Annotated in this window: 20 protein-coding genes and 1 pseudogene; 6 read left to right on the top strand and 15 right to left on the bottom strand. The window is 60.2% G+C overall.

Going from position 1 to position 26,073, the window contains the following annotated elements:
- Positions 1-342 precede the first annotated feature (342 nt).
- The 12 genes from AB4O35_RS24010 to AB4O35_RS23955 form a co-directional block, all read right to left on the bottom strand.
- On the bottom strand, positions 343-1,098 hold the full coding sequence (locus AB4O35_RS24010) for an ABC transporter ATP-binding protein (RefSeq protein WP_065872292.1): 756 nt from the start codon (positions 1,096-1,098) through the stop codon (positions 343-345).
- Positions 1,092-2,138 (bottom strand): FecCD family ABC transporter permease, encoded by a 1,047-nt coding sequence (locus AB4O35_RS24005; protein WP_065872291.1) that lies wholly within the window; start codon positions 2,136-2,138, stop codon positions 1,092-1,094. Before AB4O35_RS24005 ends, AB4O35_RS24010 begins: the two co-directional genes overlap by 7 nt.
- Positions 2,135-3,289 (bottom strand): ABC transporter substrate-binding protein, encoded by a 1,155-nt coding sequence (locus AB4O35_RS24000; RefSeq protein WP_065872290.1) that lies wholly within the window; start codon positions 3,287-3,289, stop codon positions 2,135-2,137. The genes AB4O35_RS24005 and AB4O35_RS24000 overlap by 4 nt, the downstream gene beginning before the upstream one ends.
- A 64-nt stretch (positions 3,290-3,353) precedes the next feature.
- On the bottom strand, positions 3,354-5,768 hold the full coding sequence (locus tag AB4O35_RS23995; protein ID WP_065945940.1) for a TonB-dependent receptor: 2,415 nt from the start codon (positions 5,766-5,768) through the stop codon (positions 3,354-3,356).
- Positions 5,769-5,869: 101 nt separating this feature from the next.
- Positions 5,870-6,847, bottom strand: a complete 978-nt coding sequence (locus AB4O35_RS23990) for a FecR domain-containing protein (RefSeq protein ID WP_065872288.1) — start codon at positions 6,845-6,847, stop codon at positions 5,870-5,872.
- Positions 6,848-7,363 (bottom strand): sigma-70 family RNA polymerase sigma factor, encoded by a 516-nt coding sequence (locus tag AB4O35_RS23985; protein ID WP_065945939.1) that lies wholly within the window; start codon positions 7,361-7,363, stop codon positions 6,848-6,850.
- Positions 7,364-7,448: 85 nt separating this feature from the next.
- A complete protein-coding gene (locus AB4O35_RS23980) occupies positions 7,449-8,633 on the bottom strand; it encodes an aminotransferase class V-fold PLP-dependent enzyme (RefSeq protein ID WP_065872286.1) in 1,185 nt (394 codons plus the stop codon).
- A 15-nt stretch (positions 8,634-8,648) separates the two neighbouring features.
- The gene (locus AB4O35_RS23975; protein WP_065889286.1) at positions 8,649-9,893 is read right to left on the bottom strand and encodes an MFS transporter; all 1,245 of its coding nucleotides are present in this window, start codon (positions 9,891-9,893) and stop codon (positions 8,649-8,651) included.
- A 16-nt stretch (positions 9,894-9,909) separates the two neighbouring features.
- Positions 9,910-11,760, bottom strand: a complete 1,851-nt coding sequence (locus AB4O35_RS23970; RefSeq protein WP_065889287.1) for an IucA/IucC family protein — start codon at positions 11,758-11,760, stop codon at positions 9,910-9,912.
- A gap of 37 nt (positions 11,761-11,797) precedes the next feature.
- Positions 11,798-12,946 carry an NAD/NADP-dependent octopine/nopaline dehydrogenase family protein gene (locus AB4O35_RS23965; protein ID WP_065889289.1) on the bottom strand — a complete coding sequence of 383 codons (1,149 nt, stop codon included), beginning with the start codon at positions 12,944-12,946 and terminating at the stop codon, positions 11,798-11,800.
- A 25-nt stretch (positions 12,947-12,971) separates the two neighbouring features.
- Positions 12,972-14,015 (bottom strand): PLP-dependent cysteine synthase family protein, encoded by a 1,044-nt coding sequence (locus AB4O35_RS23960; protein WP_065872282.1) that lies wholly within the window; start codon positions 14,013-14,015, stop codon positions 12,972-12,974.
- 14 nt (positions 14,016-14,029) lie between these two features.
- A complete protein-coding gene (locus AB4O35_RS23955; protein ID WP_065945938.1) occupies positions 14,030-15,424 on the bottom strand; it encodes a Y4yA family PLP-dependent enzyme in 1,395 nt (464 codons plus the stop codon).
- A 610-nt stretch (positions 15,425-16,034) separates the two neighbouring features.
- Between AB4O35_RS23955 and AB4O35_RS23950 the strand changes: the two genes are divergently transcribed.
- The 3 genes from AB4O35_RS23950 to AB4O35_RS23940 all read left to right on the top strand — a co-directional run bounded on the left by AB4O35_RS23950 (position 16,035) and on the right by AB4O35_RS23940 (position 19,651).
- Positions 16,035-16,925, top strand: a complete 891-nt coding sequence (locus AB4O35_RS23950) for an HpcH/HpaI aldolase/citrate lyase family protein (RefSeq protein WP_065879966.1) — start codon at positions 16,035-16,037, stop codon at positions 16,923-16,925.
- 26 nt (positions 16,926-16,951) lie between these two features.
- Positions 16,952-17,353: a ParB N-terminal domain-containing protein gene (locus tag AB4O35_RS23945; protein WP_065910684.1), complete on the top strand. Its 402-nt coding sequence runs from the start codon at positions 16,952-16,954 to the stop codon at positions 17,351-17,353.
- A 99-nt stretch (positions 17,354-17,452) separates the two neighbouring features.
- The gene (locus tag AB4O35_RS23940) at positions 17,453-19,651 is read left to right on the top strand and encodes a TonB-dependent receptor (protein ID WP_065945937.1); all 2,199 of its coding nucleotides are present in this window, start codon (positions 17,453-17,455) and stop codon (positions 19,649-19,651) included.
- Positions 19,652-19,943: 292 nt separating this feature from the next.
- On the opposite strand, the gene AB4O35_RS23935 is transcribed toward AB4O35_RS23940, so the two are convergent.
- Positions 19,944-20,987 carry an LLM class flavin-dependent oxidoreductase gene (locus tag AB4O35_RS23935; protein WP_065872274.1) on the bottom strand — a complete coding sequence of 348 codons (1,044 nt, stop codon included), beginning with the start codon at positions 20,985-20,987 and terminating at the stop codon, positions 19,944-19,946.
- A gap of 188 nt (positions 20,988-21,175) precedes the next feature.
- On the opposite strand from AB4O35_RS23935, the pseudogene AB4O35_RS23930 reads away from it, so the two are divergent.
- A pseudogene (locus tag AB4O35_RS23930) lies at positions 21,176-22,216 on the top strand (cache domain-containing protein); the annotation flags it as partial.
- Between the two features lie 138 nt (positions 22,217-22,354).
- A complete protein-coding gene (locus AB4O35_RS23925; RefSeq protein ID WP_371905331.1) occupies positions 22,355-23,122 on the top strand; it encodes a methyl-accepting chemotaxis protein in 768 nt (255 codons plus the stop codon).
- Between the two features lie 182 nt (positions 23,123-23,304).
- On the opposite strand, the gene AB4O35_RS23920 is transcribed toward AB4O35_RS23925, so the two are convergent.
- Positions 23,305-23,790 (bottom strand): flavin reductase family protein, encoded by a 486-nt coding sequence (locus AB4O35_RS23920; RefSeq protein ID WP_065872272.1) that lies wholly within the window; start codon positions 23,788-23,790, stop codon positions 23,305-23,307.
- A 322-nt stretch (positions 23,791-24,112) separates the two neighbouring features.
- Here AB4O35_RS23920 and AB4O35_RS23915 point away from each other — a divergent pair, with 322 nt between their 5' ends.
- Complete coding sequence (locus AB4O35_RS23915; protein WP_065872271.1) at positions 24,113-25,519, top strand: purine-cytosine permease family protein; 1,407 nt, start codon at positions 24,113-24,115, stop codon at positions 25,517-25,519.
- Here the strand turns inward: AB4O35_RS23915 and AB4O35_RS23910 are convergent.
- Positions 25,507-26,073 (bottom strand): sarcosine oxidase subunit gamma, encoded by a 567-nt coding sequence (locus AB4O35_RS23910; RefSeq protein WP_065945936.1) that lies wholly within the window; start codon positions 26,071-26,073, stop codon positions 25,507-25,509. The two genes, AB4O35_RS23915 and AB4O35_RS23910, sit on opposite strands and share 13 nt — an antisense overlap.

Raw genomic sequence — 26,073 nt, 5'->3', positions numbered from 1 at the left:
TCCAGGGCAATCCAATCCGGTACGTTTAAGTATCGTTTTAAGTACTGTCTAACGGACAGGCTCAAATTTGTATTGTTGCTGGGTCCTCTCAGGTCTTCAGACGAGTGTCCATCGACGACTCCTGCGATATCCTCCCGTGCCAAGACGGCTAAAACGCCTATCGCTGCTGTAGCTCCCCAGAAAAAACAACCGCTGATCACGCCGGCCTCCAGCAGGGGTGCAGGCTTACGACCTTGATGCATTGCCGCGCCCATAATCCGCATGTTGCTGGGGCCGGAGCTCGCCGCTCTAGCGATACTTGCGAGTCGTCTGTCGCGCTTGCTGGCGCGCGTTGGGTTGCTGTCAAGTTATCCCATCGATCAAAATATGTCGTTGCCCACGGCTGCATTGCTCAATCCGCGCCTCAACCTGGTACACCTCGCGAAGCATGTGTTCGGTGATCACCTCATGACTCGCGCCGCTGCCCTGCGCGGTGCCGTCGGCAATCACCAATACCTGGTCGGCAAAGCGCAACGCCTGGTTCAGGTCATGCAGGGCAATAAACACGATCACCTTCTGTTTGCGGGCCAGTGCGCTCATGAAGTTCAACACTTGCACCTGACGATGCATATCGAGGGCGCTGGTGGGCTCGTCCATCAGCAGGATTTCCGGCTCGCGCACCAAGGTCTGGGCGATTGACACCAGTTGCTGCTGGCCGCCGCTGAGTTCGCCGAGGTTGCGAAAGGACAAGTCACTGATGCCAAGGGCCTCGAGCATTTCGTCCACCAGATTCAGTTCGTCATCGTGGACGGTCCATTGCGGCGACAGTTGCTTGCGGGCCAGGAGCACCGATTCATAGACCGTCAACCGTGCACTGGCATTCAAGCCCTGGGGCATGTAGCAGATGCCTTGCTGGCCCTTTTTCGAGTCCTGCAGGATCACCTGTCCAGGCCCATCGATCAGCCCGGCCATGCGTTTAAACAAGGTGGATTTGCCCGCGGCATTGGGGCCCACCACGGCGACCACCTGGCCGCCGTTGAACGCGGCAGTGGTAACGCCGCGGATGATCGTGCGCTGGCCATAGCGGGCACCCAGGTCTTGCAGCTGAATCTTCACCATGAGTTTTTCTTCCCGCTGAGGATCAGAGATATGAAGAACGGCACGCCGATCAGTGAAGTGACCACCCCGATCGGGAAGATGGCGCCGGGGATCAGGGTTTTGCTCACCACTGAACTGGCGGACAGAATCAGTGCGCCGGTCAGCAGCGAGGCCGGCAGGAAGAAGCGCTGGTCCTCGCCGATCAACATCCGCGCAATATGCGGGCCGACCAGCCCGATAAAGCCGATGGTGCCAACAAAGGCCACGGGGAACGAGGCGAGCAGGCTGACCATGATCAGCGTCTGGAAGCGCAGGCTGCGCACGTTGATCCCGAAACTGGCGGCCTTGTCGTCGCCCAGTCGCAGCGCGGTCAGGGCCCAGGCTCGTTTGGCAAAGATCGGCAGGGTGATCACGATCACCAGGCAGATCACCCCCAGTTTGGGCCAGGTGGCTTTGGTCAGGCTGCCCATGGTCCAGAACACCACGGCCGCTACGGCTTGCTCGGTGGCGAAAAACTGCACCAGAGCCAATAACGCGTTAAACGTGAACACCAGGGCGATACCCAGCAGCACGATGGTTTCTGCGGTGACTCCGCGACGCATGCTCAGAAAGTGAATCAGCAGCGCCGAAAGCATGGCCATGATGAACGCGTTGACCGGCACCATGTACTGCGCCGCTAATGGAAACAGCGCCACACCAAACGCCAGCCCCATGGCCGCACCAAAACTGGCGGCGGCGGAAATGCCCAGGGTGAAGGGGCTGGCCAGCGGGTTATTGAGGATGGTCTGCATCTGCGCGCCGGCCAGTGACAACGCCGCACCCACGGCAACCGCCATCAGGGCGATCGGTAGGCGGATGTCCCACATCACCACGCGAACCTGTGCCGGCGCACTGTCCGGCGCAAAGAGTGCACCGAGCACCTCATTGAAGCTGTAGCTCGCCGGCCCCAGAGCCAGGTCAAGCAGCACACTGCACGACAGCAGCAGGGCCAGGCCCGCGAGGATCAGGCGCTTGCGCAGCACCAGGCGCCGGTAGGTGTCGCGTTGAATCACGGCGCTCATGGCTTGAGGCTCACGAAGTACCCAGGCTCATAGGGCACCGGCAGGAATCGCTCGTGCAATTCGCGAAACGAGGCTTCAGGGTCCAGGTCGGTAAACAATGTCGGATGAAACCACTTGGCCAACTGCTGGATGGCCACGAACTGATAAGGGCTGTTGTAGAACTGATGCCAGATCGCATGGAACGCCTGGTCATCCTGCGCCTTGATCCCGGCATAGGCCGGGCGCTGGGTGTACCAGGCCAATTTGCGCCGGGCTTGCGCCATGTCGGCACCGGGGCCCACACCGACCCAATGGCCACCGGGGGCAAAGGCTTCCCAGTTGGCACTGGTGACCACCACCTGCTCCGGGTTGGCGACGATCACTTGCTCGGGGTTCAACTGGCCGAAGGTGGTGGGAATTATGTCTCTGGCGATATTGTTGCCGCCTGCCATATCGACGAAAAGCCCAAAGTTTTCATTGCCGAAACTCAGGCAGCAATCGTCGGTGTAGCCGCCGATGCGCTCGATGAATACGGCGGGGCGCGAAGGGTGCTGCGCTTTGATCACGTCGGTGACACGACGGATCTGCTGGTTACGAAAGTCGATAAAGGCTTCTGCACGTGCTTCTTTGCCGAATAACTGGCCGAACAGGCGCATGGTCGGTTCGGTGTTTTGCATCGGGTGGTTGCGAAAGTCGACGTACACCACCGGAATCCCCAGGGCGTCGAGCTTCTCGATGTATCGCGCATCCTCGGTAGCATGTTGGGCCTCGATATTGAGGATGATCACATCGGGATGCTGGGAGATGGCCTGCTCGATATCGAAGGTGCCATCTTCAAAGCCGCCGAAGGTGGGGATTTTGGCGATGTCGGGAAATTTACGCAGGTAAGCGCCATAGGTGTCCGGGTCGGACTGGATCAGGTCCTTGCGCCAGCCGACGATTCGCTCGATCGGGTTTTGCGTATCCAGCGCGGCAACCAGGTACAACTGACGACCTTCCCCCAGAATGACGCGCCTGACCGGCAGGTGCACCTTGACCTGACGTCCGAGCAAGTCGGTGACGGTGCTGCGTGTTGCCTGCGGCTCGGCCGCCGCTGACGGCAGTGCCCACCCCAACAAACCAGCAAACAGCAACCCGGCGAAGGCGTGGCTGCGTCGAACAATGGTAACCATGGTTAAAGCCTTTGCAGTGGTCGGGCCGGATGGCGGTGCAGCTAGCCGTGCCGGGCCGAAGGTTTCAGAAATCGACCGTGGTCGACAGTAGAAGGGTGCGTGGCGAGCCTTGAGAGAACGCACCATAGGAAGCGACGCCCGACCAATACTCACGGTCGAACACGTTCTGTACCGTGGCGCGGAAGGTCGTCGGCCGCTGGGCGATACGCGTGCTGTAGCGCACGCCCATGTCGAAGCGAGTCCAGGGGTCCAACTGCTGGGTGTTGGCCTGGTTCACATATTGGCTGGCGGTGTACAGCGCCCCGCTGGTCAGCGTCAGCCCCTCGACCCAGGGCACGTCCCACTCGGCCCAGAGATTGGCTTGCACCTTGGGCACCCCCACCGGGGTATTGCCCCGGTTGGCGGCAACCGCGCTTTTGGTCAGTTGTGCATCCAGCAGCGTCACCCCGCCGAGCAGGCGTGTACCTCGGCCGGCCTCGCCGGATACGTTGAGTTCGAGGCCCCGGTTGCGCTGTTCACCCTGTACCGCAAAGGTTGTGCCTGACAGTTCGCCGCTGGGTTTGGTGATCTGGAACAGCGCGAGTGTGGACATAACCGTGCCGTAGTCGAGCTTGACCCCGACCTCATGCTGGCGTGAGACGTAGGGGGCAAAGATCTGGCCCGCATTCGAGGCTGTGGCGGGAGCGATATCGCCTTTGCTCAAGCCTTCCAGGTAGTTGTAGTAGAACGACACATGATCCCAGGGGCGGACGACTGCCCCGAACAGCGGCGTCGTCTTGCCATCGTCGTAAGCCGTGGTCACCGCACCTGCCGCATCATAGTTGTTGGAGCGGATGGTCTGTTTGCGCAGGCCGACAGTCACCTGCAGGCGCTGATCGAGCATCGACAAGGTGTCGGCAACCGCGACGCCGGACAATTCGGTCGCCGAGACTTTCGGCGTGGCAGGCGTTGGAATGTCTACCTCCGGCCGGGAGATAGGGTGGTAAATGTTCGACAGGATCGGCGGGCCGGAAATAATGCCGCGCGACAACTCATCGCGATAGCGCGTGACTTGCAGCGTGGTGCTGTGGCTGATCGGCCCGGTGTCGAAGCGCAGTCTGGCGCCGGTGTCGACCGTGTAGCGCCGGACCTTGAATTTGTAATAGCCGGGAATCGACGAGGTGTCCCCGGCGGTGTTGACGATGGTCGGGGTCTGGTCGGAAAGGCGTGCCACGTTCGACTTCCCACCGCCGGCATGGGCGAACAGGGTCAGTGCGTCGTTCACGTCATACTCGCCACCCAGCAATGCCGACTCGTCGCGGGTTTTGGACCAGCCCCACGCCTGGCTGACGTTGGTACGCCCGTTGGCGGCGTGGGGAATCGGCACACCGGGAGCGATCAGAAATGGCCGTGAAGCCGCGTCAAATTGCTCTTGCTGGGCGATCAGGTCCAGGCTGGTGCGCAGGCGATCACCCTGGTAATCCAGGGAGATGGCACTCACCCCGACGTCTCGCGATTGCTTGTCGATGACGGTGTCACCCTGCTGCGCGCGGCCGTTGACGCGCACGCCGAATCGCCGGTCCTCGCCAAACCGCCGACTCAGGTCGATGTGGGTGCCCAGTTGCAGGTCTTGGCCATAGGTGGCCGTGACGCGGGTCAGGTCCTCGTCCAGGGAGCGCTTGGGGACCACGTTGATCACGCCACCGACGGCGCTGTTCGGGGACATGCCGTAGAGGAGGGCGCCGGGGCCTTTGACCACTTCGATGCGTTCGGCATAGTCGGTGAAGACCCGGTAATTGGAGGCCACGCCGTACACGCCGTCGAACGCCAGTTCCCCAAGGTTGCCTTCGCCCACCGGAAAACCACGAATAAAGAATGAATCGACGATACCCCCCGTCTGGCCGGTGGAGCGGACCGAGGAGTCGCGCTCCAGCACGTCGCCTACGGTTGTCGCCTGCTGGTCTTTGATCAATGACGCGGTATAGGTGCTGATGCTGAAGGGCGCGTCCATCACATCCGTATTGCCCAGTAGGCCGAGACGCCCGCCCTCGGCTACCTGGCCGCCCGGGTACACCGGCGGCAGGCTATCGGTATGTTTTTGCGCCGCCTCCACCGTGGTCGCCGACAACGTTAGCCGGCGCGGTACCAGGGTGTAGCTGCCATCGCTGCGCAACACCATCTCCAGGCCGCTGCCTTCGAGCAAACGCGTGACAGCCTCCTGGGTGGAGTAGGTCCCGCGCAGTTCGGGGCTGATCAGTCCCTCCGTGAGCGACGGCTGGAACGACAGGGCAATGCCGGCGTCCACGGCAAAGCTTGAGAGCGTTGCGCCGAGCGGGCCGGGGGCAATGTGGTAGGCCTGCAAAGCGACCGCGTCCAATTGGGCCGGTTCGCCCGCCAATGCTGCCGGGCAGACGGCACCGGCCAGTAGCAGGCTGAGCACGACGCCGTGCACCATCGGTTTGAACGGACGAGCCGGACGCAGGGGCCGTGCTACAGGCATGAAAGGAGGACCCAATGGACGAGAGGAAAAGGCTGTTCCTGTCTTTGCCAGCCGAGATCGAAAAAAGTATCACCCCGACCGCCGTTTATTTTTGCGTGAAATCAGGCAGGCGACAGGGTGACCCAATAACCGCGCAAATGACTGTTCGCCAGCACGGGGTAGGTGTGCACCAGCATACTCAAAGTGCGATCGGTATCACCGACCGGAAAGGCCCCGGAAATGCGCAGGTCGGCGATGGCCGGATCACAGCGCAGGAAGCCTCGGCGGTAGCGCGTCAGTTCCGCGACGAAATCCGCCAGGCGCATCTTGTCGGCCATCAACATGCCTTGGGTCCATGAGCCGATATAGCGATCGGTCGGCGCCAGCTCACCAAAGGTCTGTGAGGAGAAGTCGGTGCGCTGCCCGGCGTTGACGATCAACGGTGGGGTCTGGCGGTTATCGGCCAATATCACGCTCACCGCGCCGTCGATCACGGCGAGGTGCGTGCGTGGGCTTACTTCTCGTACGGTAAAACGTGTGCCCAGCGCCTGCATGCGCCCCTGGCGGGTGCTGATCAGGAACGGCCGGGGCTGAGGGGCGTTGTCCACGGCGGTCTGCACCAGGATTTCGCCTTCGCGCAGGTGAATAAGGCGTTGGCGGTCGTCGAATACGACGTCGATAGCGGTATCGGTGTTCAGGGTGATACGCGAGCCATCGGCCAGGGTCAGTTCGCGGCGCTGGCCAACGTCGGTGCGGTAGTCTGCTGACCATTGCTGCGATTGCGCCAGCTTCCAGCTTCCCCAACCCACAGGCATCACCGCCAGCAGGATCGCCAGCTTGCCCAGTGCTGCACGACGTTCCGGGCTGTTTGGCCGGTCCAGCGCCGACATCGCCAGGGAGGGTGGCAGGCCGCCGAACTTGCTCTGCAGCAATTGAGCACGCGACCAGGCACGATCACGCTCCGGGCTGCTGACCTTCCAGCGCTCCCATTCGGCACGCTCGTGCTCGCTCAGTTCGCGTTCGTTCAAGCGCATCAGCCACTCGGCGGCTTCTTCGAGTACCTGCGGGTCCAGCGGTGGCTCCCTGCGCAGACCGAGCATTCATTCCACCAGCATCAGGCATTGTACGAAGGCCTGTTTCATGTAGCGCTTGACGGTGATCAGCGATACACCCAGCTGCTCGGCGATGTCGTCGTACTTGAGGCCGTTGATCTGCGACAGCAGGAAGGCCCGCTTGACCAGCGGCGCAAGGCTATCGAGCATGACGTCGATTTCGTACAGGGTTTCCAGCACCATGAAGTGCGCCTCGGGCGACGGCGCTTCGTGGGTGGGCACGTTCGCCAGTGCATCCAGGTAGGCGCGCTCCAGTGCCTTGCGCTGGTACCAGTTGACCAGAATGCCCTTGGCCACGCAGCTCAAGTACGCCCGTGGCTGGTCAATCACCGTGACTTGTGAGGCGAGGATCCGGGTGAAGGTGTCCTGGGCCAGATCCGCCGCATCCATGGCGTTACCCAGTTTTCTCTTCAGCGTGGCGTACAGCCAGCCGTGATGCCCGCTGTATAGGGCCTCGATGGCACGCAGGTGATTGAGATGATTCGCGGAAGAGGTTTCGCTCATGGCGGCAGATTTGTTTGTAATTGAGAAGTATTCCCAATGCTAGTTGACAACCCGACTTGAGCGCAAGCGCGATTGTCTCCCGTGATCAGGCATGTGACAGGCGTATCAAGGCGTCAATCAATGAATCGATTTCGGCTTCGGTGTTGTAGGCATGAACTGACGCACGGCTGACCTCACGCAAGCCCCGATGTTGCATGTCGAGCAGGGTGGAGCCTGCGTTAGAGGTGCTCACGTTGATACGTTTGGGTTGCGTGGCGAGCCACTGCTGCACCTGTGGGGCGCTGCTGTACCGATGACTGAACGTTACGATGCCGGACTTTACAGGTCCCAGGTCCTGGGGAGTGATAGCCGTCACTTCCGTCAGTCGATGGCGTAAGTAGCCTGCCAGGTGCTGGATGCGCTGCCACATCGGTTCGATGCCCTGCGCCAGCGCATACTCCGTCGCTGCCCCCAGGCCCAGCTTGGCCGCGACGTTGCATTCCCAATTTTCAAAACGTCGGGCATCAGTGCGAATTTTAAAGCTATCCGCCGTGAGCAACGAGGCCGCGTGCAGGTCAAGAAAAACCGGCTCCAAGCGCTGGCACAGGGACGGCTCGATGTACAGGAACCCCATGCCCCTGGGCCCGCGCAGATATTTTCGACTGGTGGCGGTGAGCATATGGCAGCCGATCTTTTGCACATCGATCGGTACCTGCCCCACCCCCTGGCAAGCGTCCAGCAGGAACAATACGCCCGCCGCCCGGGCGAGGGCACCGATCTGCTCGACGGGTTGCACAGGCCCGCCATTGGTGGCGATCATCGGCAGCGATACCAGGGCGACGCGCTCGTCTTCAAGCAGGGTCGCCAAGGCCGCGAGGCACACCTGGCCGTGTTCATCGTTGGGGATGATCCGGATCTCGATCCCGCGCTGCTGCCTCAATTGCAGGTATGGGATGTAGTTGCCGGCGTATTCGGTCATTGATGTCAGCACGGTATCGCCGGGCTTGAGCGCCAGTGAATAGAACGCCATGTCCCAGGCCCGGGTGGCGTTTTCGACCACTGCGATTTCATTGGGACGCGCATTGATCAGGCGCCCGATGGCGGCGTAGACATTTTCCAGTTCAGCCGCGCATTGGGCGGCCGCTTCATACCCGCCGAGGCGCGCTTCCTGTTGCAAGTGCCCAGTGATGACCTGGACCACCGGCTCAGGCATCAGCGCCGCACCGGCATTATTGAAATGGATCAAATGCTCGACACCCGGTGTGTCGGCACGCAGTTGTTCAACGTTCACACCCTCACTCCTTGTTCAGTCGCCGTCCGCAACGCGATTGGAAGGCGCGGACACCGACCAGTACCGCAACGCGATCATGGGAATCAGCGCCACTGCATAGGCCAGGCACACGAAAAGATAGGTGTATTGCAGGCCATAGACCTGGCTCAGCAAGCCACCAATGGAGATGCCGGCAATCGAGGCGAACTGCGCCGTACTTTGAGCAATACCCAGTACGTAGCCTTGTCGCGAGCTGTCGGCGGTTTTCGAGACCAATGCCATCAGTACAGGGGTGGTCGCCCCCAGCAGCACCCCCCAAATGAAGTAGGCAACGATAAATACCACGGGGCTGCGCGTTACGCCTGCCACGGCAGTCAAGGCAATGCAGCCCATGACGATATACGTGATGCGTTGCAGGGTTTCTGCCTGGGAACGATGCTCGAAGTAGCGCGACCACGCCGTTGCCGACAGGATAAAGCCCAGGGCCAGCAACCCATAGCACAGGCCGACGACTGAGTTGCTGACCTCGAACGTCGAGCTCACGTACAGCGAAAAGGATGTCTGCGGCAACATGCGCGCCAGCAGCAGGATCCCCATGACACACAGCAGCGACAGCAGGGGAGAGCTGCGCCATACGCTGTCGGTGTCTGCGGCCGGCGTGCGGGTGGCCACCGCCGGTTTTTTCGGTACGGGAGGCACATCCGGCAACGTCACGGCGGCGATGACGGTACAGAGTGCACAGAGCACTGAGGCGACGATATTGATCCAGAAAAACGTCGCGAAATCGAGGATCAGGCCGCCTACGACCGCGCCCAGCAGTGAGCCGACATTGGTCGATATCTGCAGGATCGCAAATAACCGGGCCCGTCGCGACGGGGCTTCGATACTGACCCCGTAAGCCTGCGCCGGGGCTATATAGCCAGCAAAGGCGCCCTGCAGAAAACGCAGGACCAGGATGACCCAGATGTCACTGAAAAACGCCAGCCCGAGCTGGGTCAGGGACAACCCCGCGAGTGCGCGGATCATCATTAATTTGTGGCCGTAGCGATCGCCGATGCGGCCCCAGAATGCACTGGTCAGCATGATGCCCAGCATCGGCCCGACGTACACGGCGATGCTGGCGAAGCTGAATATCGACTCCGAAGAGGCCAGCCCGCGCAGGTGCACGGGCCAGAACGGCCCGCTCATTTCCATCGCGCCCATGGAGACCAGTTGGATCGCGAACAGAAGATAAATAAGGATTCTCACACTTGAACCCTGGATGGCACCTGCTTGGGACATGAGACGGCCTCGATCGTTAAACGGCAGCTAGCGGGTTGGTCAGGGTGTGCTGCAAACGGTAGTTGGAATACTGCATCAGATGCATGCGCAGCAATGAACGGGTAGGCCAAGGATCCTCGACAAAGGCCTGGCGTTCCACTTCCCACACCTGCGGCGAAACCCGATCGCGTACGGCGGCGAAGGCGTTTTCGGTTTCCTCGCGCAATACTGCCCACAAGCGCGTGTTGTCCATGCCGTATTCCTTGGTCAGCCATAGGGCCATTTCATGCAGGTGCGTGAGGAACGCGGCGTCCAGTACAAACATGCGCACCGGTTCGATATCACCGGTAAAGACCGTAGGCAGAATGCCAGGCTGCACGTGTGGCTGTAACGTATAACCGCGTTCCTCCAGCAGCGGGGCGTAGGTCCTGCCATCGCCAAAGTCGCGGATCAGCAGGCTGCGCGGCAAGCCATCGGGTGAGAACAGCACCATGGTGTTCTGCTGGTGCGCTTCGAGCCCGATACCGTACAGCAGGTAGATTGCCACCACGGGGTGGGTGACGACTTTGGCATAGTGGCGAAACCACCGTTCTACGCTGGCGGCGTCGGCGCGCTCCCCGTCGCGTTCGATCAGGTCGGTAAACAGCGGCCGACCGCTGCCCGGCAAACGGGTGAACAACGAAGCTACAGTGATCGGCAGGCGATCATCGTTGCGTTCGAACGCTTGCCGGCTGGCACGAAATACCACGGACAGGTGTTTTCCCGGTACGTCGTCCTGGGTGATCGCGTGTCGGTAGCGCACGCCGATTTCTTCAGGGAAGATTTCCAGTTGCTGGTCGAAACCGTTTTCGGCTTCCAGGATTTGCGTGATCACCGTGCTGATGCGCGGCCCCATATGGATCGACTTGGCTTGCAGGCTGCGCAACTCGCTGGTCATCCACAACGCGATGGGCAATTTGATCAGCGGCGCAGCGTGGTCCAGTACCGGCATCATCGTGCGGTATGACATGGTCGGCAACGTCTGAATATCCGGCCCCTCGGTGATCAGGAGACCTTCTTCGATTTCTGCGGCAAACGTCTTGAGCACATAGGCCTGCAAATGCCAGCCATGAATCGGCAGTGGCAGCCATTGTGTTTCATCCAGTCCCTTAGCGTTCAGCGCCGCCTTCCATTGCTCCCAGTGTGCCGGGAAGTTGCTGGCGAACCAGGCGGGGTAGCTGGTCACGTGGGGCATGCTTTCGCTTTTGGCCATGTCAGCACGCAAGGCGGCAATTCGCAGGGGTACCTGGGCGTTGAACTCCGGAGACAGTTGCTCGACCTCAGAGTCATTCAGTCCGGGGCGGGCTTTCCAGGTCGGGTAGTAGGGGTGACCTTCCAATGAGCCCCACTGGTCCAGCAGGATGGCGGCGTCCTTGGTGCTCGAATGCCGGCGTAAGTAATCGGTAAGGCTGATGAGGCCCTGGCGTTGAGCGGCCTGGGCCAGGCGTGCGTTCCAGTGTTGGCGATACTGGCGTGCATGGGCGTCGTTCAGCAGGCTGTTTTCCATATCCGACTTGAGACCGGCCACGCCTTCGTCGCTGGGCTCAAAGTCGAAACTGTCGCGCAGTACATCCAGCAAGTCTTGATGGCGGGTGATCGCCTGGCGCACGCCTTCGGCCGTCAGCAGCACCACGTCGCCGTCATTGACCAGCGTGTCGGCCGGCCCCAGTGCAATCTCGGAGAAAAACAGCTGCGCGCCGCGCTGCTTGAGCGGGTAGGTGGCCTGGCGGCCGTCAGGGGTAAACGCCAGCGCCGAACGATCCAGGATATTTTCCGCAAACAAGCAACGAATCAGTCGGCGCAGGGCGTTTTTGCGGGAGTAGGCGATCAAGGTGTTGAGGTCATCCATATCAGCTATCTGCTCGTTGAGTCATTCATTAAAAGGGTTATGCCGTGCGAGGCCATTGGCTCGGGAAGTAATCCAGCGCCGAGTCGCGCAGGCCTTGCATGTAGGCAACGCTCCAGTGCAGGACTTCTTCGATATAGGGCACTTTCAGTTCAAACCGCCTGGCCATTTCCACCAGCAACACCAGCCCATAGGCGACGTCTTCGTTGAACGCGCGGCTCTCACGCTCGATCACATACCCGGCGCGGTTATCGCCGGCCGGCACCATGGGGGCGAGGATGTCGTTGTAGGCCTGGTTGGTGCGCAGAATCGACAACATGCTGCTCTGGTCGCGAATCTGATCGCCGTACGCCTCGACGATTTCCTGTTTCAAGGATTTGACGGACGACAGATCGACGCCCATGCGCTCACTGATGACCGCGCACAGTTCCTGGCTTTCCTGATCCATGCGTTCCAGGAAGTAAGCGCCCAGTTCGGGGCACTCCGTCCACCAGCACAGGCGCTGCGGAAAGATCTTGCGGTGCCATTGGCCGTAGGGGCCGATCAACCCGTAGATCACCGAGCTGTGCATGATCGGGTTGCCGGGCGTCAGGGTGATTTCCAGGTAGTGATCGAGCAGCGTGACGCAAGGGCCGTAGAGCCGTTTGAGGATGTCGTGCAGGTGCTGGCGCGACGCCTGGGATTCTCGCGAATGGGTCGCGACATACAACTGGCTTTTGCCGCCGCCCATTTTTATCGACCGGCCGGGTTTGAGTTCGAAGGCGGTATGAGGCACGTCCTTCATGCCCCATATCACCAGGTTCGGGTGATTTGCCAGTGTGGCCTCGGCCAGCCAGTCGAACCCGCAGAAGCCCGGAATCGCCCCGATGTACACCGGTTTACTCGTGCTCAGTTGCGGCGCGATGGCTTGCAGGATTTTGGCGCGGGCATGGGCTGGCACCGTGATGATGACGATATCGGCGTCTTCGACGGCGGGCCTGGCCTCGGCGGTCACCCGGTCCAGCCGGGCGGTCAGCGTGGATCCGTCCGGCAGCACAGCCTGGAGCGGCACCTGCCGGGCGTGGTGGTCGATGACGTCCAGATTGCTGGTCAGCAGCGCAACCTGGACGTCGGGCAGTTGTTTGAACAGGATGGCGTTGAGATGACCGGTCCGGCCACCGCCGCAAATGGCGACTTTCAGCGGTTTCATGAGGCGTTCCTTAGTCGAAAGAGGGTCATGCAACGCTGAGTTGCAGCGGGGCGGAGCTGGACTCCTGCCAATGGTTCTTGCCCAACCAGGCATCCAGCTGCGACGCGACGCCGGGGTCGAGCAGGTCGCGTTCGTCCAGCCACTTATCATCGAAGACCGTGTGCAGGTATTTTTCGCCGCCATCGGCAATCGGCACCACTACGTTGCCGCTCAGTACACCTTTGTGAATCAGTTCCAGGGCCTTGAAAATCGCACCACCGGTTGAGCCGCCTACGAGCAGGGCGAGGTGGCGGGCGATATAGCGGGAGGTCTCGAAGGCTTGTGAGTCGGTAACCTGCACGCCCAGGTCGATGCAGCTGTAATCGAGCACCAGCCCCACTGTGTCCCCGGCAGGCGTGCCGGTACCGGACTGATAATACGGATAGCCGGGGTGCCCGAAGACGATGGAGCCTGCGGGTTCCACTGCCACTGTGACGATGTCGGGGTTGTGCTGTTTAAGGCCTCGGGCAATTCCGGTCATCGACCCGCCGGTACCGACGCAACCGACATACGCGCCGATAACACCTTCGGCCTGAACGATGGTTTCCCGCACAAAGTCGCTGTAGCCGCCGGCGTTGGCCGCGTTATCGGACTGGTTCATGAACACGGCGCCCGGGATCTGCTCGGCGAGTTCGGCCGCCAGGCGCTGGCGCTCTACCACCGCGACTTCATCTTCGCGATAGGTCCCCGCGACAAACCGAATATCCGCGCCCAGTGCCTTCATCACCGCGATCTTGTCCTGCGCCGCGTGATGGTCAACCACCGCGATAAACTGCAGGCCGAATTCAACGGCGGCCATGGCCAGGCCGATGCCGGTATTGCCCGACGACGACTCGACCACCACACCGCCCGGTTTCAGGCGTCCGGATTTGAGCGCGGCGAGTACCATGTTGCGCGCCATGCGGTCTTTGATACTGCCACCGGGGTTATTTTTCTCTATCTTTAATAACAGCCGGGCGTCAGTTCCCGGGATATAAATACCCAACATGGGCGTATTACCAATCAGTTCGGAAACTTTGTTCAGTATCATAGGAAGTACTCCCTCTAGTAGTCAGGTGAAAACGCGTAGTTACCGTGCGTGCAACAGGTCGCCACCATTCGCCGAGGTAAGGGGTGACGATGAAACTCGTTCTCCAGCAAGTCCATTTGGTAGCCGGCGGTATTGGCATAAATCAATAAGTCGCCGGCCTTGGGGGACGTAGTAAAGTTGATCAGGCGCTGGGTGATGACGTCATCATCCAGACAACTATGCCCGGCAATATAGGCTTGCATCGGCGTGGCCGATGTTGGTGCCGCGCTGATTAATATCGGGTCGACCAGGTATTCCGACGCGAACCATGTTTCGCACGCGCTGAAACTACTGCCTTCGACAAACAACACAGTTTTGTTATTTGCCAGTTTTTTGCTGCGTGTAATGCGGAACACTGAAATGGCGGCTTGGTCCACCAGGCTTCGGCCTGGCTCCAATCCCAGTGTGATGTTGTTGGCTTTCAAATACTGGGCAATGTTCTGGTGCGGCGAGTAGGCACTTTCCAGAAATGAATGCAGCCACTGGCTCGCCGTCAAGTTGCTGCCGTAAGGGTAGTAAGAGTTGGGCACGGATTGGTTGTAATAGTGACTGGGTGTATTGTCGTTGTGTATAAAACGATCGTAGGCGTGTGGCTCAATATAGCGAATGGGCAAGCCTCCCCCGATATCGATCATGGTCGGGTTCAATCCCATCTTTCGAGCCTCATCGACGAAATCCGTCACTTCACGAAAGGCCTGTGCTCGGGATTCGAACCCATAGCCACCCAGGTGGAAATGGAAACCCTCGAAGTCAAAAAAAGCCCGAAGCCCGGTCAGTAAGTGCAAACACACCAACACGTCCGAGGCCCCCATTCCGAAGCGGCTGGTCGCACAGTTTTTGGGCCTGTAACGCAATAAAACCCGGGCTTTGATGGCCTTGCTGCGGGCTTCGAGCAGTGTTTTCAAATGGTCGAATTCTTCCAGTGAATCCACGCAGATCAGTGCGCCGGCCTGGACGAGCTGCCGATGAAAATCCTCGGTTTTGGCAGGACCGGTGGCACACAACTGATCGGCTGGCACACCGGCGCGCAGTGCTGCCTGCATCTCGTAAAGGCTGGAAACGTCGACGCCGATACCGGACGCCTTGGCCGCGCCCAGCAAACATTGCGACTTGTTGGCTTTGGCGCCATAGAAGATCGCATGCTGGACTTCATGCTGTTCCAGCACTGATCGCAATGCGCAGGTGTTCAGTGCAAAAGCATGTGGCCATACAAGATTCAGGGGCGAACCGTATTGTGCGACGAGTTCAAGCAGGGTGTCGGGCTGGCTATGTAACAGCTGTGCGATGCTTACATCCAATAATGGATTAAGCATTTTCGAAAGATGAACTTCGGTGCGCACTTTATTTGGGTGCGTTGTTGCAATGGACATAACTATCCCCTGGCGCTTATAGCGTCGTCATTCATATTTTAATCTCTAAAAGAGATCGATGAATGTGGTCTTGTCGCTCGTCGTGTTTTTACGCTTATGTGTTTGGCGGTGGATGCCACACGAATCCTGCAGGCGAAACTGTTGCTTTGACAGTCATAATCGGTTCACAAAACAATTGCATAAGAACCCCATTTCATAAGGTTTATACGAGTGTAGCGATCAGCCACTAACTGCTGATTTTCTTGATCTAATTCACCGGTGAGTGATGGGTAAATGATGTCGCGAGGCCATACTTTCGGTGAACATTAGGATTTGCATGTGCACAAGAAAAGTTTCTCTTGGCGGCGTGAACAATATTGCTACCGAGAATGATTATCAAGTAAGGTTTTCAAATATTTCACATTAATGCCCGCTGAAGATCAGTGCGCGAACCCGTATTTGCACGCTCTTTCGGGCGTTCGTCCCTAGTTTGAAAGCGTTGTTAATTCATTGATCAATAAGGGGTTAAACGTTGATCGGCGAGGGTGGCGCCAGAGGCGCAATTTACCCCCTCGGTGCCCCTGAAAATTTTTTCAAAAACCACGACTGCTGCACGCCAAGGAGAGATGCCATGAACACTGATCGTCAGAGCACGACCACGCTGCTTCCCATCAGCTACCTGTTCGTTCCGGGGAACCGTCCGGAGCGCTTTGCCAAAGCCGTTGAGGCCGGGGCGGATGCAATCATCCTGGACCTCGAGGATGCGGTTCATCCCGAGAGCAAAGCCGCTGCCCGAGCTGCCGTGTGGGCGTGGCAGGAAAGTACGTCGAGCGTTGCGTGCCAGCGGTTTATCCGGCTCAACAGTGTCGGCAGCGCGTTGTTCCGCCAGGACCTGACGTGGTTGGGCGACATGCGTTATCCCGAGCGTTGCACCGGGGTATTCCTGCCCAAGGCCGAGGCTCCCCAGGCGTTGGCGCGGGTGGTCGAGCAGCTGCTGGCATGGCAACCCCAGTTGCACATTGTCGCGATCATCGAGACGGCCAAAGGCTTGCAGCAGGTGGAGGCGATTGCCGCGATTCCCGGCCTGGCGCGCCTGGCCTTTGGCTCGCTGGATTTTTCCCTGGATATCAATTGCGGCCAGGTGCCCGAGGCGTTTCTGTACGCACGCAACCGCATCGTGCTGACCTCTCGCACTGCGGGTTTGCCGGCGCCAATCGACGGGGTAACGCCTGCGATCAACGACCTGGCGGTGGTCGCCCAGGACTCGCTTTACGCGCGCTCCCTCGGGTTCGGGGCCAAGCTGTGCATCCATCCCGCGCAGCTGTCGACGGTGCAGCGCGCGTTCTTGCCCGATGCCCACCAATTGGCCTGGGCGGATCGGGTGATGAGTGCCGTGGCCGGCGGTAGCCACGCGGTGCAAGTTGACGGCGAAATGGTCGATCTGCCGCTGATCGAGCAGGCGCAACGTCTGCTGGATTTGGCCCATCGATACGCAGCGGTCGCCAAGACCGGGACCTGCTGAACATGCTGCCAGGGCAGGGGGGAACCATGGGACAGACCTATCAGATTGCGCTGCGGCCGGTGTGCGAAGTACGGCAATCGGAACAGGTGGACCCGGCCAATGTTCAGTGGCTATGCGACTCGATTATCCGCGCAGGGCATTGGCTGGAACCGATCATCGTCGAGCGCTCGCATGGCATCGTGATGGACGGTAACCACCGCCTGAATGCAGCGTTGCAGTTGGGTCTGTGTCGAGTACCGTGCATCCAGCTCGACTATACGGACCCACGGGTGTGCGTAAGGCACTGGCGCACGGGGCAGGCGTTCGAGGTCGCGCGGATTTTCAACACCATCGCTCGCGGCGAGATCTTTCCGTACAAGACCACGCGGCATGTGTTTGATCCGGCGTTGCCGGTCATCGCGATACCGCTGGATCGCCTGTACGAATGAGCCGTGCAAAAAAAATCATGGGGAGGGTGATACTTTTTCGCACGTCGACTGGCATTAGGAGTGATTCCCATTTTCCCTCGTTGAAAGGATCCTCTCGTCATGCCTGTTGCCAGTCGGCCCTGCGGTGAGCGCGTGTTAACACTCGCCATTCGAACCGCCCTGTTGAATTTTGTCATGGTCGCAGCGGGCGCCAATGCCTGGGCTGAGACACCAACGCCTGCCGCCACGGATGACAGCACGCCCAGCCTGACACTCGACACCACCACCATCGACGGTCGCTACAACGGCCCGACGGCGCTGCCCGACGTTCTCCCCGGTGGGCAGGTAGCGCGCGGCGCGCGGCTGGGCATGATGGGCAACAAAGACGTGATGGATACACCCTTCAGCGTCACCAGCTACACCGCCAAAACCCTCGCCGACCTGCAAACCGTCACCGTTGCCGATGCGCTGGAACGTGACCCCTCGGTGCGCTCCACGGGGCAGACGGGCGGGATCGTCGATTCGTTTTTCATTCGCGGCTTTGCGATTGGCGAAGGCAACCTGGGTGAGCTGGCCTACGACGGCGTGTATGGCGTAGCCCCCAACTACCGGGCCTTTACCGAGTACGCCGAACGTGTCGAAGTGCTCAAGGGGCCGGGCGCCTTGATGTACGGCATCTCGCCCAACAGCGGTGTCGGGGGGGTCATCAACATCGTGCCCAAGCGGCCGCTGGAGCAGGACCTGACCCGTTTTACCGGCAGCTACGCGTCGGACTCCCAAACGGGCGGACACCTGGATATCAGCCGGCGTTTCGGTGAGGAAAACCAGTTCGGCGTGCGCTTCAACGGCAGCCTGCAGGGCGGCGACACGGCCGTGAACGACCAGCATCGCGACGTGGGGATCGGTGCGATCGCCCTGGATTATCGCGGCGAGCGGCTGCGCCTGAACCTCGACTACATCAGCCAGAAAGAAAGCTTCGACGGCGCATCACGCCCGTTTACCATCGCACCGGGCGTTGACGTGCCATCCGCCCCGAATGGCCGCACCAGCCTGCCGCAGAAATGGGGTTGGTCGGATACCAAGGAACAGTCCGCGTTGCTCGGCGGTGAATATGATCTGAGCGACAACCTCACCGTGTTCGCGCATGCAGGGGGCGGCAAGTCGGATGTGAAGCGCATGTCCGACCAGGTGCCGCGCATCCTCAATGATGCCGGTGACACCAGCAACGTCCCGGGTTATTACAAATTCAACGTCGACCGTTCTACCGCCGATGTGGGGATGCGCGGGCTCTTCGCCACCGGCCCGGTCACCCATACCACCACGTTGATGGCGACCCGTTACCAGGATGAGCTGTCGCGGGGCATCAACAACGGCACGACAATCCTCTCCAATATCTACCACCCGGTGGACACGCCCAAGCAATACATCAATACGCCCAAGGTGCTGCGAGTCTCCGAGTCGGAGTTGTCCGGCGTGGCGTTGACCGACACCTTGGGGATGCTGGATGACCGTTTCCAACTGACCCTGGGCGTGCGCCGGCAGTTTATCGAGTCACGTAACTATAATGCTGCCGGCTCCGTCAGCTCTCGTTACAACGCCAACGCCACCACGCCGTTGCTGGGTGTGGTGGTCAAGCCCTGGGAGGACGTCTCCCTCTACTACAACTACGTCGAAGGGCTGAGCAAAGGCGATGCGGCACCGGGCACGGCGAGCAACGCCGGGGAAACCTTTGCGCCGTACGAGTCCAAGCAACACGAACTGGGGGTGAAGTATGAACACGGCACCTTCATGACCACGCTGGCGTTGTTTCAGATCGAGAAACCAGCCGGTGAACTGGGCGCCAATGGCGTGTATTCGGTGCAGGCCGAACAGCGCAACCGTGGCCTGGAACTCAGCGTGTTCGGCGAAGTGGCCACCGGCACCCGTTTGATGGGGGGAGTGACCTTCCTTGATGGCGAGCTGACCAAATCTGCGACTGCCGCTAACCAGGGCAACAAGCCGGTCGGCGTGCCCGACATCCAGGCCAACCTGTGGGCGGAATACGACACCCCCTGGCTGGAAGGTTTGACCCTTACCGGTGGCGCGATCTACACCGACAGCCAATACGTCAACCAGGCCAACACCCAAGCGCTGGACGCCTGGACCCGTATCGATGCAGGCGCGCGCTATGCCACCAAAATTGAAGGGCGGCCGACGACTTTCCGCGCCACGGTGCAGAACGTATTCGACCGTGAGTATTGGTCGGGCGTGGCCTCTTATAGTGCGTTTTCCCCGGGGTATCCGCGCACGTTACAACTATCGGCTACCGTCGATTTTTGACGGGGGCCGTTTGATTTCAATGACTCGGACGCCAGATGCGAGTCTCGTTTCTCGCTCCAAATACAAGAAAAAGCCACTCTGGTGAGTGGCTTTTTTTTGCCTGCGATTTATGAAATGGACGCTTAAATGTCTATTTTGTAAAAACCGTCAGTAGCCTGCTGTGCAGGCGTTTATCCCCAAGCAGATGGATCCTGCCCGAACCCGTAAGAGCGGTGAGGAGCGGGGGACAAGCGTTGCACCCCGGCTTCACCCAGTGTCCGCAGCTTTTCAATCTACGCAGTTCACCGCGTACTCAACGAAACGCCGGCACCACATGCTTGATAAACAATTCCAGGGATTTTTTCTTCTCTGCGTGGGGCAGGCTGTTGTCACACCAGAAGCTGAACTCGTCGACACCCAGTTCCTGGTAGTACTGGATGCGCGGAATGATCTCTTCCGGCGTTCCGATCATCGCGGTCTTATGCAGGCTTTCCAGTTCAAACTCAGGGCGACCGGCGAATTTTTCTTCCGGGCTAGGGTCGAGGAAGCCGTTGACCGGCACGCTCTTGTTACCAAACCAGGCATCGAAGGTGCGGTAGAACTTCGAGATTGCCTTGGCCCCGACTTTCCAGCCTTCCGGGTCGTCAGCCGTATGCACATGGGTGTGGCGCAGCACCATCAGTTGCGGGCGTGGTACGTCAGGGTTGTTGTCCAGGGCGGCCTGGAATTTGTTTTTCAGGTCGAGGACTTCTTCATCACCCTTCATCAGCGGCGTGACCATTACATTGCAGCCGTTGGCGACGGCGAAGTTGTGGGAGTCCGGGTCGCGGGCGGCGATCCACATCGGCGGGTTGGGCTGTTGGATTGGTTTGGGCACGCTGGTGGAGGTGGGGAATTTCCAGATATCGCCGTCGTGGGCGTAGTCGCCTTTCCACAGTGCACGTACCACCGGCACCATCTCGCGCAGGGCCTGACCGCCGCTTGAGGCGGGCATGCCACCAGCCATGCGGTCAAACTCGACCTGATAGGCGCCCCGGGCCAGGCCGACTTCCATACGCCCGTTGCTGATCACGTCGAGCAGGGCGCATTCGCCTGCCACCCGCAATGGATGCCAGAACGGCGCAATGATGGTGCCAGCGCCCAAGTGAATGGTGGTGGTCTTGGCCGCGAGGTAAGCCAGCAGCGGCATCGGGCTTGGCGAGATGGTGTATTCCATGGCGTGGTGCTCGCCAATCCATACGGTGCTGAAACCACCGGCCTCGGCCATCAGGGTCAGTTCGGTCAAGTCTTCGAACAGCTGGCGATGGCTGACACTCTCATCCCAACGTTCCATGTGTACGAACAGGGAAAACTTCATGACGCTTACCTCGGATCTATTGTGATCGGCCTGTCGACTGCGGGCCCTTAAGTGCTCTCGCCACTGTGAAGCGTGCCGGTGATAACGGCTGTTCGGCGGATTAATTGTTGGTATACCATAATACGGAATATCCGCAAAACTTTTCTCTCCAACGGTTGCACCCTCACCTCACAAGGAAGGCGAGCTCGATGAACATAAAACAAAAATTAATCCTGGCCTTTGCGGTGATCGCCAGCCTGCCGGTGATTCTGGTGGCTGTGCTGATCATCCTCAATGTGCGCCATGAGGCCAGGGACGGCTTTGTCGACAGCAGTGGGCGCGAGATCCGCCAGGTGGACAACGCGATGCAGCTGTTTTTTGAAGGCATCAGCCAGAACGTCGCCTATCTGGCCGGACACCCGCAGTTGCAGAGTATCAATGGTGATGTGAAACGCTACTTGGCCAGTGATGCGGCGCAGATCGCTCCCGGCGCGCGTGACGGGCAACTTTTCACGTTGTTCGAGGGCCTGGCCAAGAGTCACTCGGCCTACACCTATCTGTCCCTGGGCACCGAGGACGGCGGTTATGTGTTCTGGCCCGGCGACCCCAAGCTAGCCAACTACGACCCACGCACACGGCCTTGGTATAAAACGGCCATGGCCCAGCCGGGCAAGACCCTGCGCACCGAGGCCTATTACTGGGCCGCCGACGATGTGGTGCTGGTCAGCACCGTGCAAAGCTTCAACGATCGCCAGGGCAAGGCGAGTGGGGTGGTGAACATCGACGTGTCCCTCAAGCAACTGACCGACCTGGTCAAGCAGATCAAGCTGGGCGAGAGCGGCTACCTGATGCTGATGGAAGCCAATAACACCGTGCTGGTGGACCCGAATGACCCGTCCCACAATTTCAAGAAGCTTGGCGAGCTGGGGGAAGGCTATCGGCAGTTGAGCGAAGCCGGCCAGGGGCTTGTGCAAGTCGAATTGGCGGGTGAGCGCTATATGGCCTTGGTATGGCCATCAAAGGCCTTGGGCTGGCGGTTTGTCGGGCTGGTGCGCGAGAGTGAAGTGATGGCCGGCGCAGCACGCCTGACCTGGCTGATTGCGGCCATTGCGCTGGTGTGCGGTGCGTTATTCGCGGTGGCCGGCGCCTGGTTTGCCGGGCTGATCGTCAAGCCGATTCGCGGCGTGGCCAGCGGCCTGGAAGGCATTGCCCAAGGTGAGGGCGACTTGACCGCGCGCCTGGATGTGAAAGGTCGCGATGAAACGGCGCAGCTTGCCGGTTGGTTCAACCAGTTCCTCGAAGCCATCCGCACGCTGATCCAACGTATCGGCCAGGCCGCCGCGCAGATCCACACCAGCTCAGGCAGTGCCACTGAAGTCTCGGTGGAGATGGCCGAAGTCGCCGAGCGACAGCGTGAAGCGGTGGATATGGTTTCGACGGCGTTTCATGAAATGGTCGCCACCTCCAACGAAGTCGCGCGCTCCTGCAGCCAGGCGGCCGACTCGGCCGACAACGGTCAGCGTCAGGCCCATACCGGGCAGCAGCAGATCGACGCGGCGGTGAGCAGTGTCGGGCGCTTGAGCCAGGAAATCGGCCACTCCGCCCAGGCCATGGAGCAGCTGGAAAAAGACAGCAATGACATACAGTCGATCCTCGGCACCATCCGCTCCATCGCCGAGCAGACCAACCTGTTGGCGCTGAACGCCGCTATCGAAGCCGCGCGGGCGGGTGAGCAGGGTCGCGGTTTTGCGGTAGTGGCGGACGAGGTGCGCGCACTGGCCAAGCGCACCTCCGACTCCACCGGTGAAATCGACGGACTGCTCGGCAACCTGGCACGCCGCACTCATCAGATGGGCAAGCAGATGCATGCGAGCTTGGAGGTGTCCCAGGAAACGGTGGTGTCGATCAACGACGCGCGGGCCAGCTTTGGCCTGATCCGCGAGTCGGTCGACGTGATCCGCGACATGAACACGCAAATCGCCACCGCCGCCGAAGAGCAGCACCAGGTGGCCGAGGACATCAATCGGCACATCAGCCAGATTCATGGGGATGCGCAGTTAGTGGCAAGCCTGGCCGACTCCACGCGCCAGGATGCGCAGCAATTGACGGCGTTGTCGCAGACGTTGAATCAATTGGTCAGCCGCTTCCGCACCTGACTGGCACCCTAGCGCAAACATGGACACCGGCAGACACGCTTTGGAATGCAGTCAAAACTGTGGGAGCGGGCTTGCTCGCGAAGGCGGTGCATCAGTCACTGAATCCAACGACTGAAATACCGCCTTCGCGAGCAAGCCCGCTCCCACATTTGATCTTCGGTGTTTTCAGAAAGGGTCGGGGATCAGGCAACCAAGGGCAGGGCGCCCATCTTGCCGTGGCAATACACCAGTGGCCCGGCGTTCTGCTGGGGCACGATCAGGTTTTTCACCGAGCCGACCATGATTGCGTGGTCGCCGCCTTCATATTCGCGCCACAACTCGCACTCGATCACCGCCGTGGCATTGGCCAGGATCGGGTTGCCCAACTCACTGAGCGTCCATTCGATGCCCTGGGCCTTGTCCTTGCCTTTGCGCGCAAAGGCATAGGCTTCGGTTTGCTGCCCCCCGGAAAGCACGTGAATGGCAAAGCGCTTGTTCTTGATCAACACCGGGTACGAGTCGGAGCTGTAGTTGGGGCAGAACAGCACCAGGGCCGGGTCCATGGACAGTGAACTGAAGGCACTGGCGGTCAACCCGACGATTTGCCCCTCGTCATCGAGCGTGGTGATCACGGTGACACCGGACGGAAACGAACCCATCACTTGTTTGTAGATAGCGGCATCAATCATGGGACGGTCCTCTGCGGGTAATGTGGTTTTTATGAGTTTGTAGGTCTGATGGTATACCGTAATACAATCGATGCAACCGCTTTTTCAATCGCCCGATGAACGTCAATTCTGGGGCTTATCATCAATAAATACGGGAGCTATGGCGGGAAATAACAGGGTGCGCTGTGGCACAATTGCGGATCAGATGCGCGCTAAGACTACGGATCAGTCTTGTGAAAATGTTGGAATACCATAATATGGTGTTCATCTGAGGGGCAGCCAGAGAGCTCCCCCGGTTTGGCGTCAAACAACTATAAGATCAGACAAACGCGAGTTCATTTCCATGCCCCAGATGTCCCGGCAAGACCCCCTGATCGAGCATCACACGGTCGATTACGTCCCCCTCGCAGAGCGCCATGGAAAGGCCCGCGACCTGTTCACGTTATGGTTCAGCACCAACATCGCGCCGCTGCCGATCGTCACGGGTGCCATGGTCGCCCAGGTGTTCCATCTCAATCTGGTGTGGGGGCTGCTGGCGATTGCCCTCGGGCACCTGCTCGGCGGCATCGTGATTGCCCTCGCATCGGCCCAAGGCCCGCGCATGGGCATCCCGCAGATGGTGCAGAGCCGTGGCCAGTTCGGCCGTTACGGCGCGCTGCTGATCGTGTTCTTCGCCGCGCTGATCTACATCGGCTTTTTCATCTCCAATATCGTCCTGGCTGGCAAGTCCATCGTCGGCATCGTGCCGTCGGTGCCGGTGCCGGCGAGCATCCTGATCGGCGCCCTCAGCGCCACCGCCATCGGCGTGATCGGCTATCGCTTTATCCATACCCTCAACCGCATCGGCACCTGGGTGATGGGCAGCGCTTTGCTGGCCGGTTTTATCTACATTTTTGCCCATGACCTGCCGGCAGATTTCCTTACCCGTGGCGGCTTCAACGCGGCGGGCTGGTTGGCTACCGTGTCGCTGGGGGTGATCTGGCAGATCAGCTTTTCGCCCTACACCAGCGACTACTCGCGCTACCTGCCGGCGGACATTGGCATCACTCGGCCGTTCCTCGCCACCTACCTGGGCGCGACCCTCGGCACCATCCTGTCCTTCGCCTTTGGCTTGGTAGCTGCACTGGCCACGCCCGAAGGCACCGAAGCCATGGTCGCGGTCAAGCAAGCCACCGGCTGGCTGGGGCCGATCCTGATGGTGCTGTTCCTGCTCAATATCATCAGCCACAACGCCCTGAATCTGTACGGCGCGGTGCTGTCGATCATCACCTCGGTCCAGACCTTCGCCAGCCACTGGACACCGAGCATCAAGGTGCGCGTGGCGCTGTCGGGCGTGGTCCTGGCCGGTTGCTGCGTGGTGGCGTTGGGCGCGTCGGCGGACTTCATCTCGCAATTTATCGGCCTGATCCTCGCGCTGTTGCTGGTGTTGGTGCCGTGGGCGTCAATCAACCTGATCGACTTCTACATCATCAAGCGAGGGGTCTATGACATTGCCTCGATCTTCCAGGCCGATGGCGGGGTGTATGGGCGTTTCAACCTGCATGCGATCGTGGCGTACTTCATCGGCATCATCGTGCAACTGCCGTTTGCCAATACGTCGCTGTATGTGGGGCCGTGGGCCAACCTGGTGGAAGGCGCGGACTTGTCGTGGTTGGTGGGGTTGGTGGTGACGTGCCCGTTGTATTACTGCCTGGCGACACGTCAACACACCCAAAAGGTCAGGGCGGCGCGGTTGGGCTACACCGACTGACCCACGCCGCCGAACTCCTCCAGCGCATCCCGCAACGCGCCCTCGAAGTATGCCTTCGAGGCGCGATCCCAGAGGATATGAAACGCCGGCAGCTCCACACTGCCTGTGTGGATGACAATCGCATTGACCCGCGCCACCGAGGTCTGTGCCACCATCCCCGGCTTGAAGGCCGGGAAACTGAGATCCACCCCGCACAGCTTCGCCATCACCTGCGCAATCACCTCCCCGCTGAGCCGCACACAGGCATGGCTGTCCTGGCGCGGCAGCAGGTAGTTGGCGCGGTGGTCCAGTTCCCAACGCGTTTCTTCATCGGCAATCCGTTGCCCCTGATCCTGCAGGCTGCCCAGCACCAGGTATTCGTTCTGCGACAGGCGCGCCACCCAACTGCCGTCCGCTTGCGCGCAGGCTTGGTTAGGCGCGCCTGGCAACGTGAAGCCGCGCGCCGTGAGGTACTCGGCGCTTTGTGCGCCGCGAAAGCCGACCCGGGGCAGGTCGGTCTGGTCCTGCAGTTGGCAGGGCGGCGTGAACAATTCGTGGGCCTTCAGACTGGTCAT

Source organism: Pseudomonas sp. H1_A03 (assembly GCF_054685145.1).
Note: the sequence above shows the minus strand (reverse complement) of the source record. Positions and strands in the feature narration are given on the sequence as shown.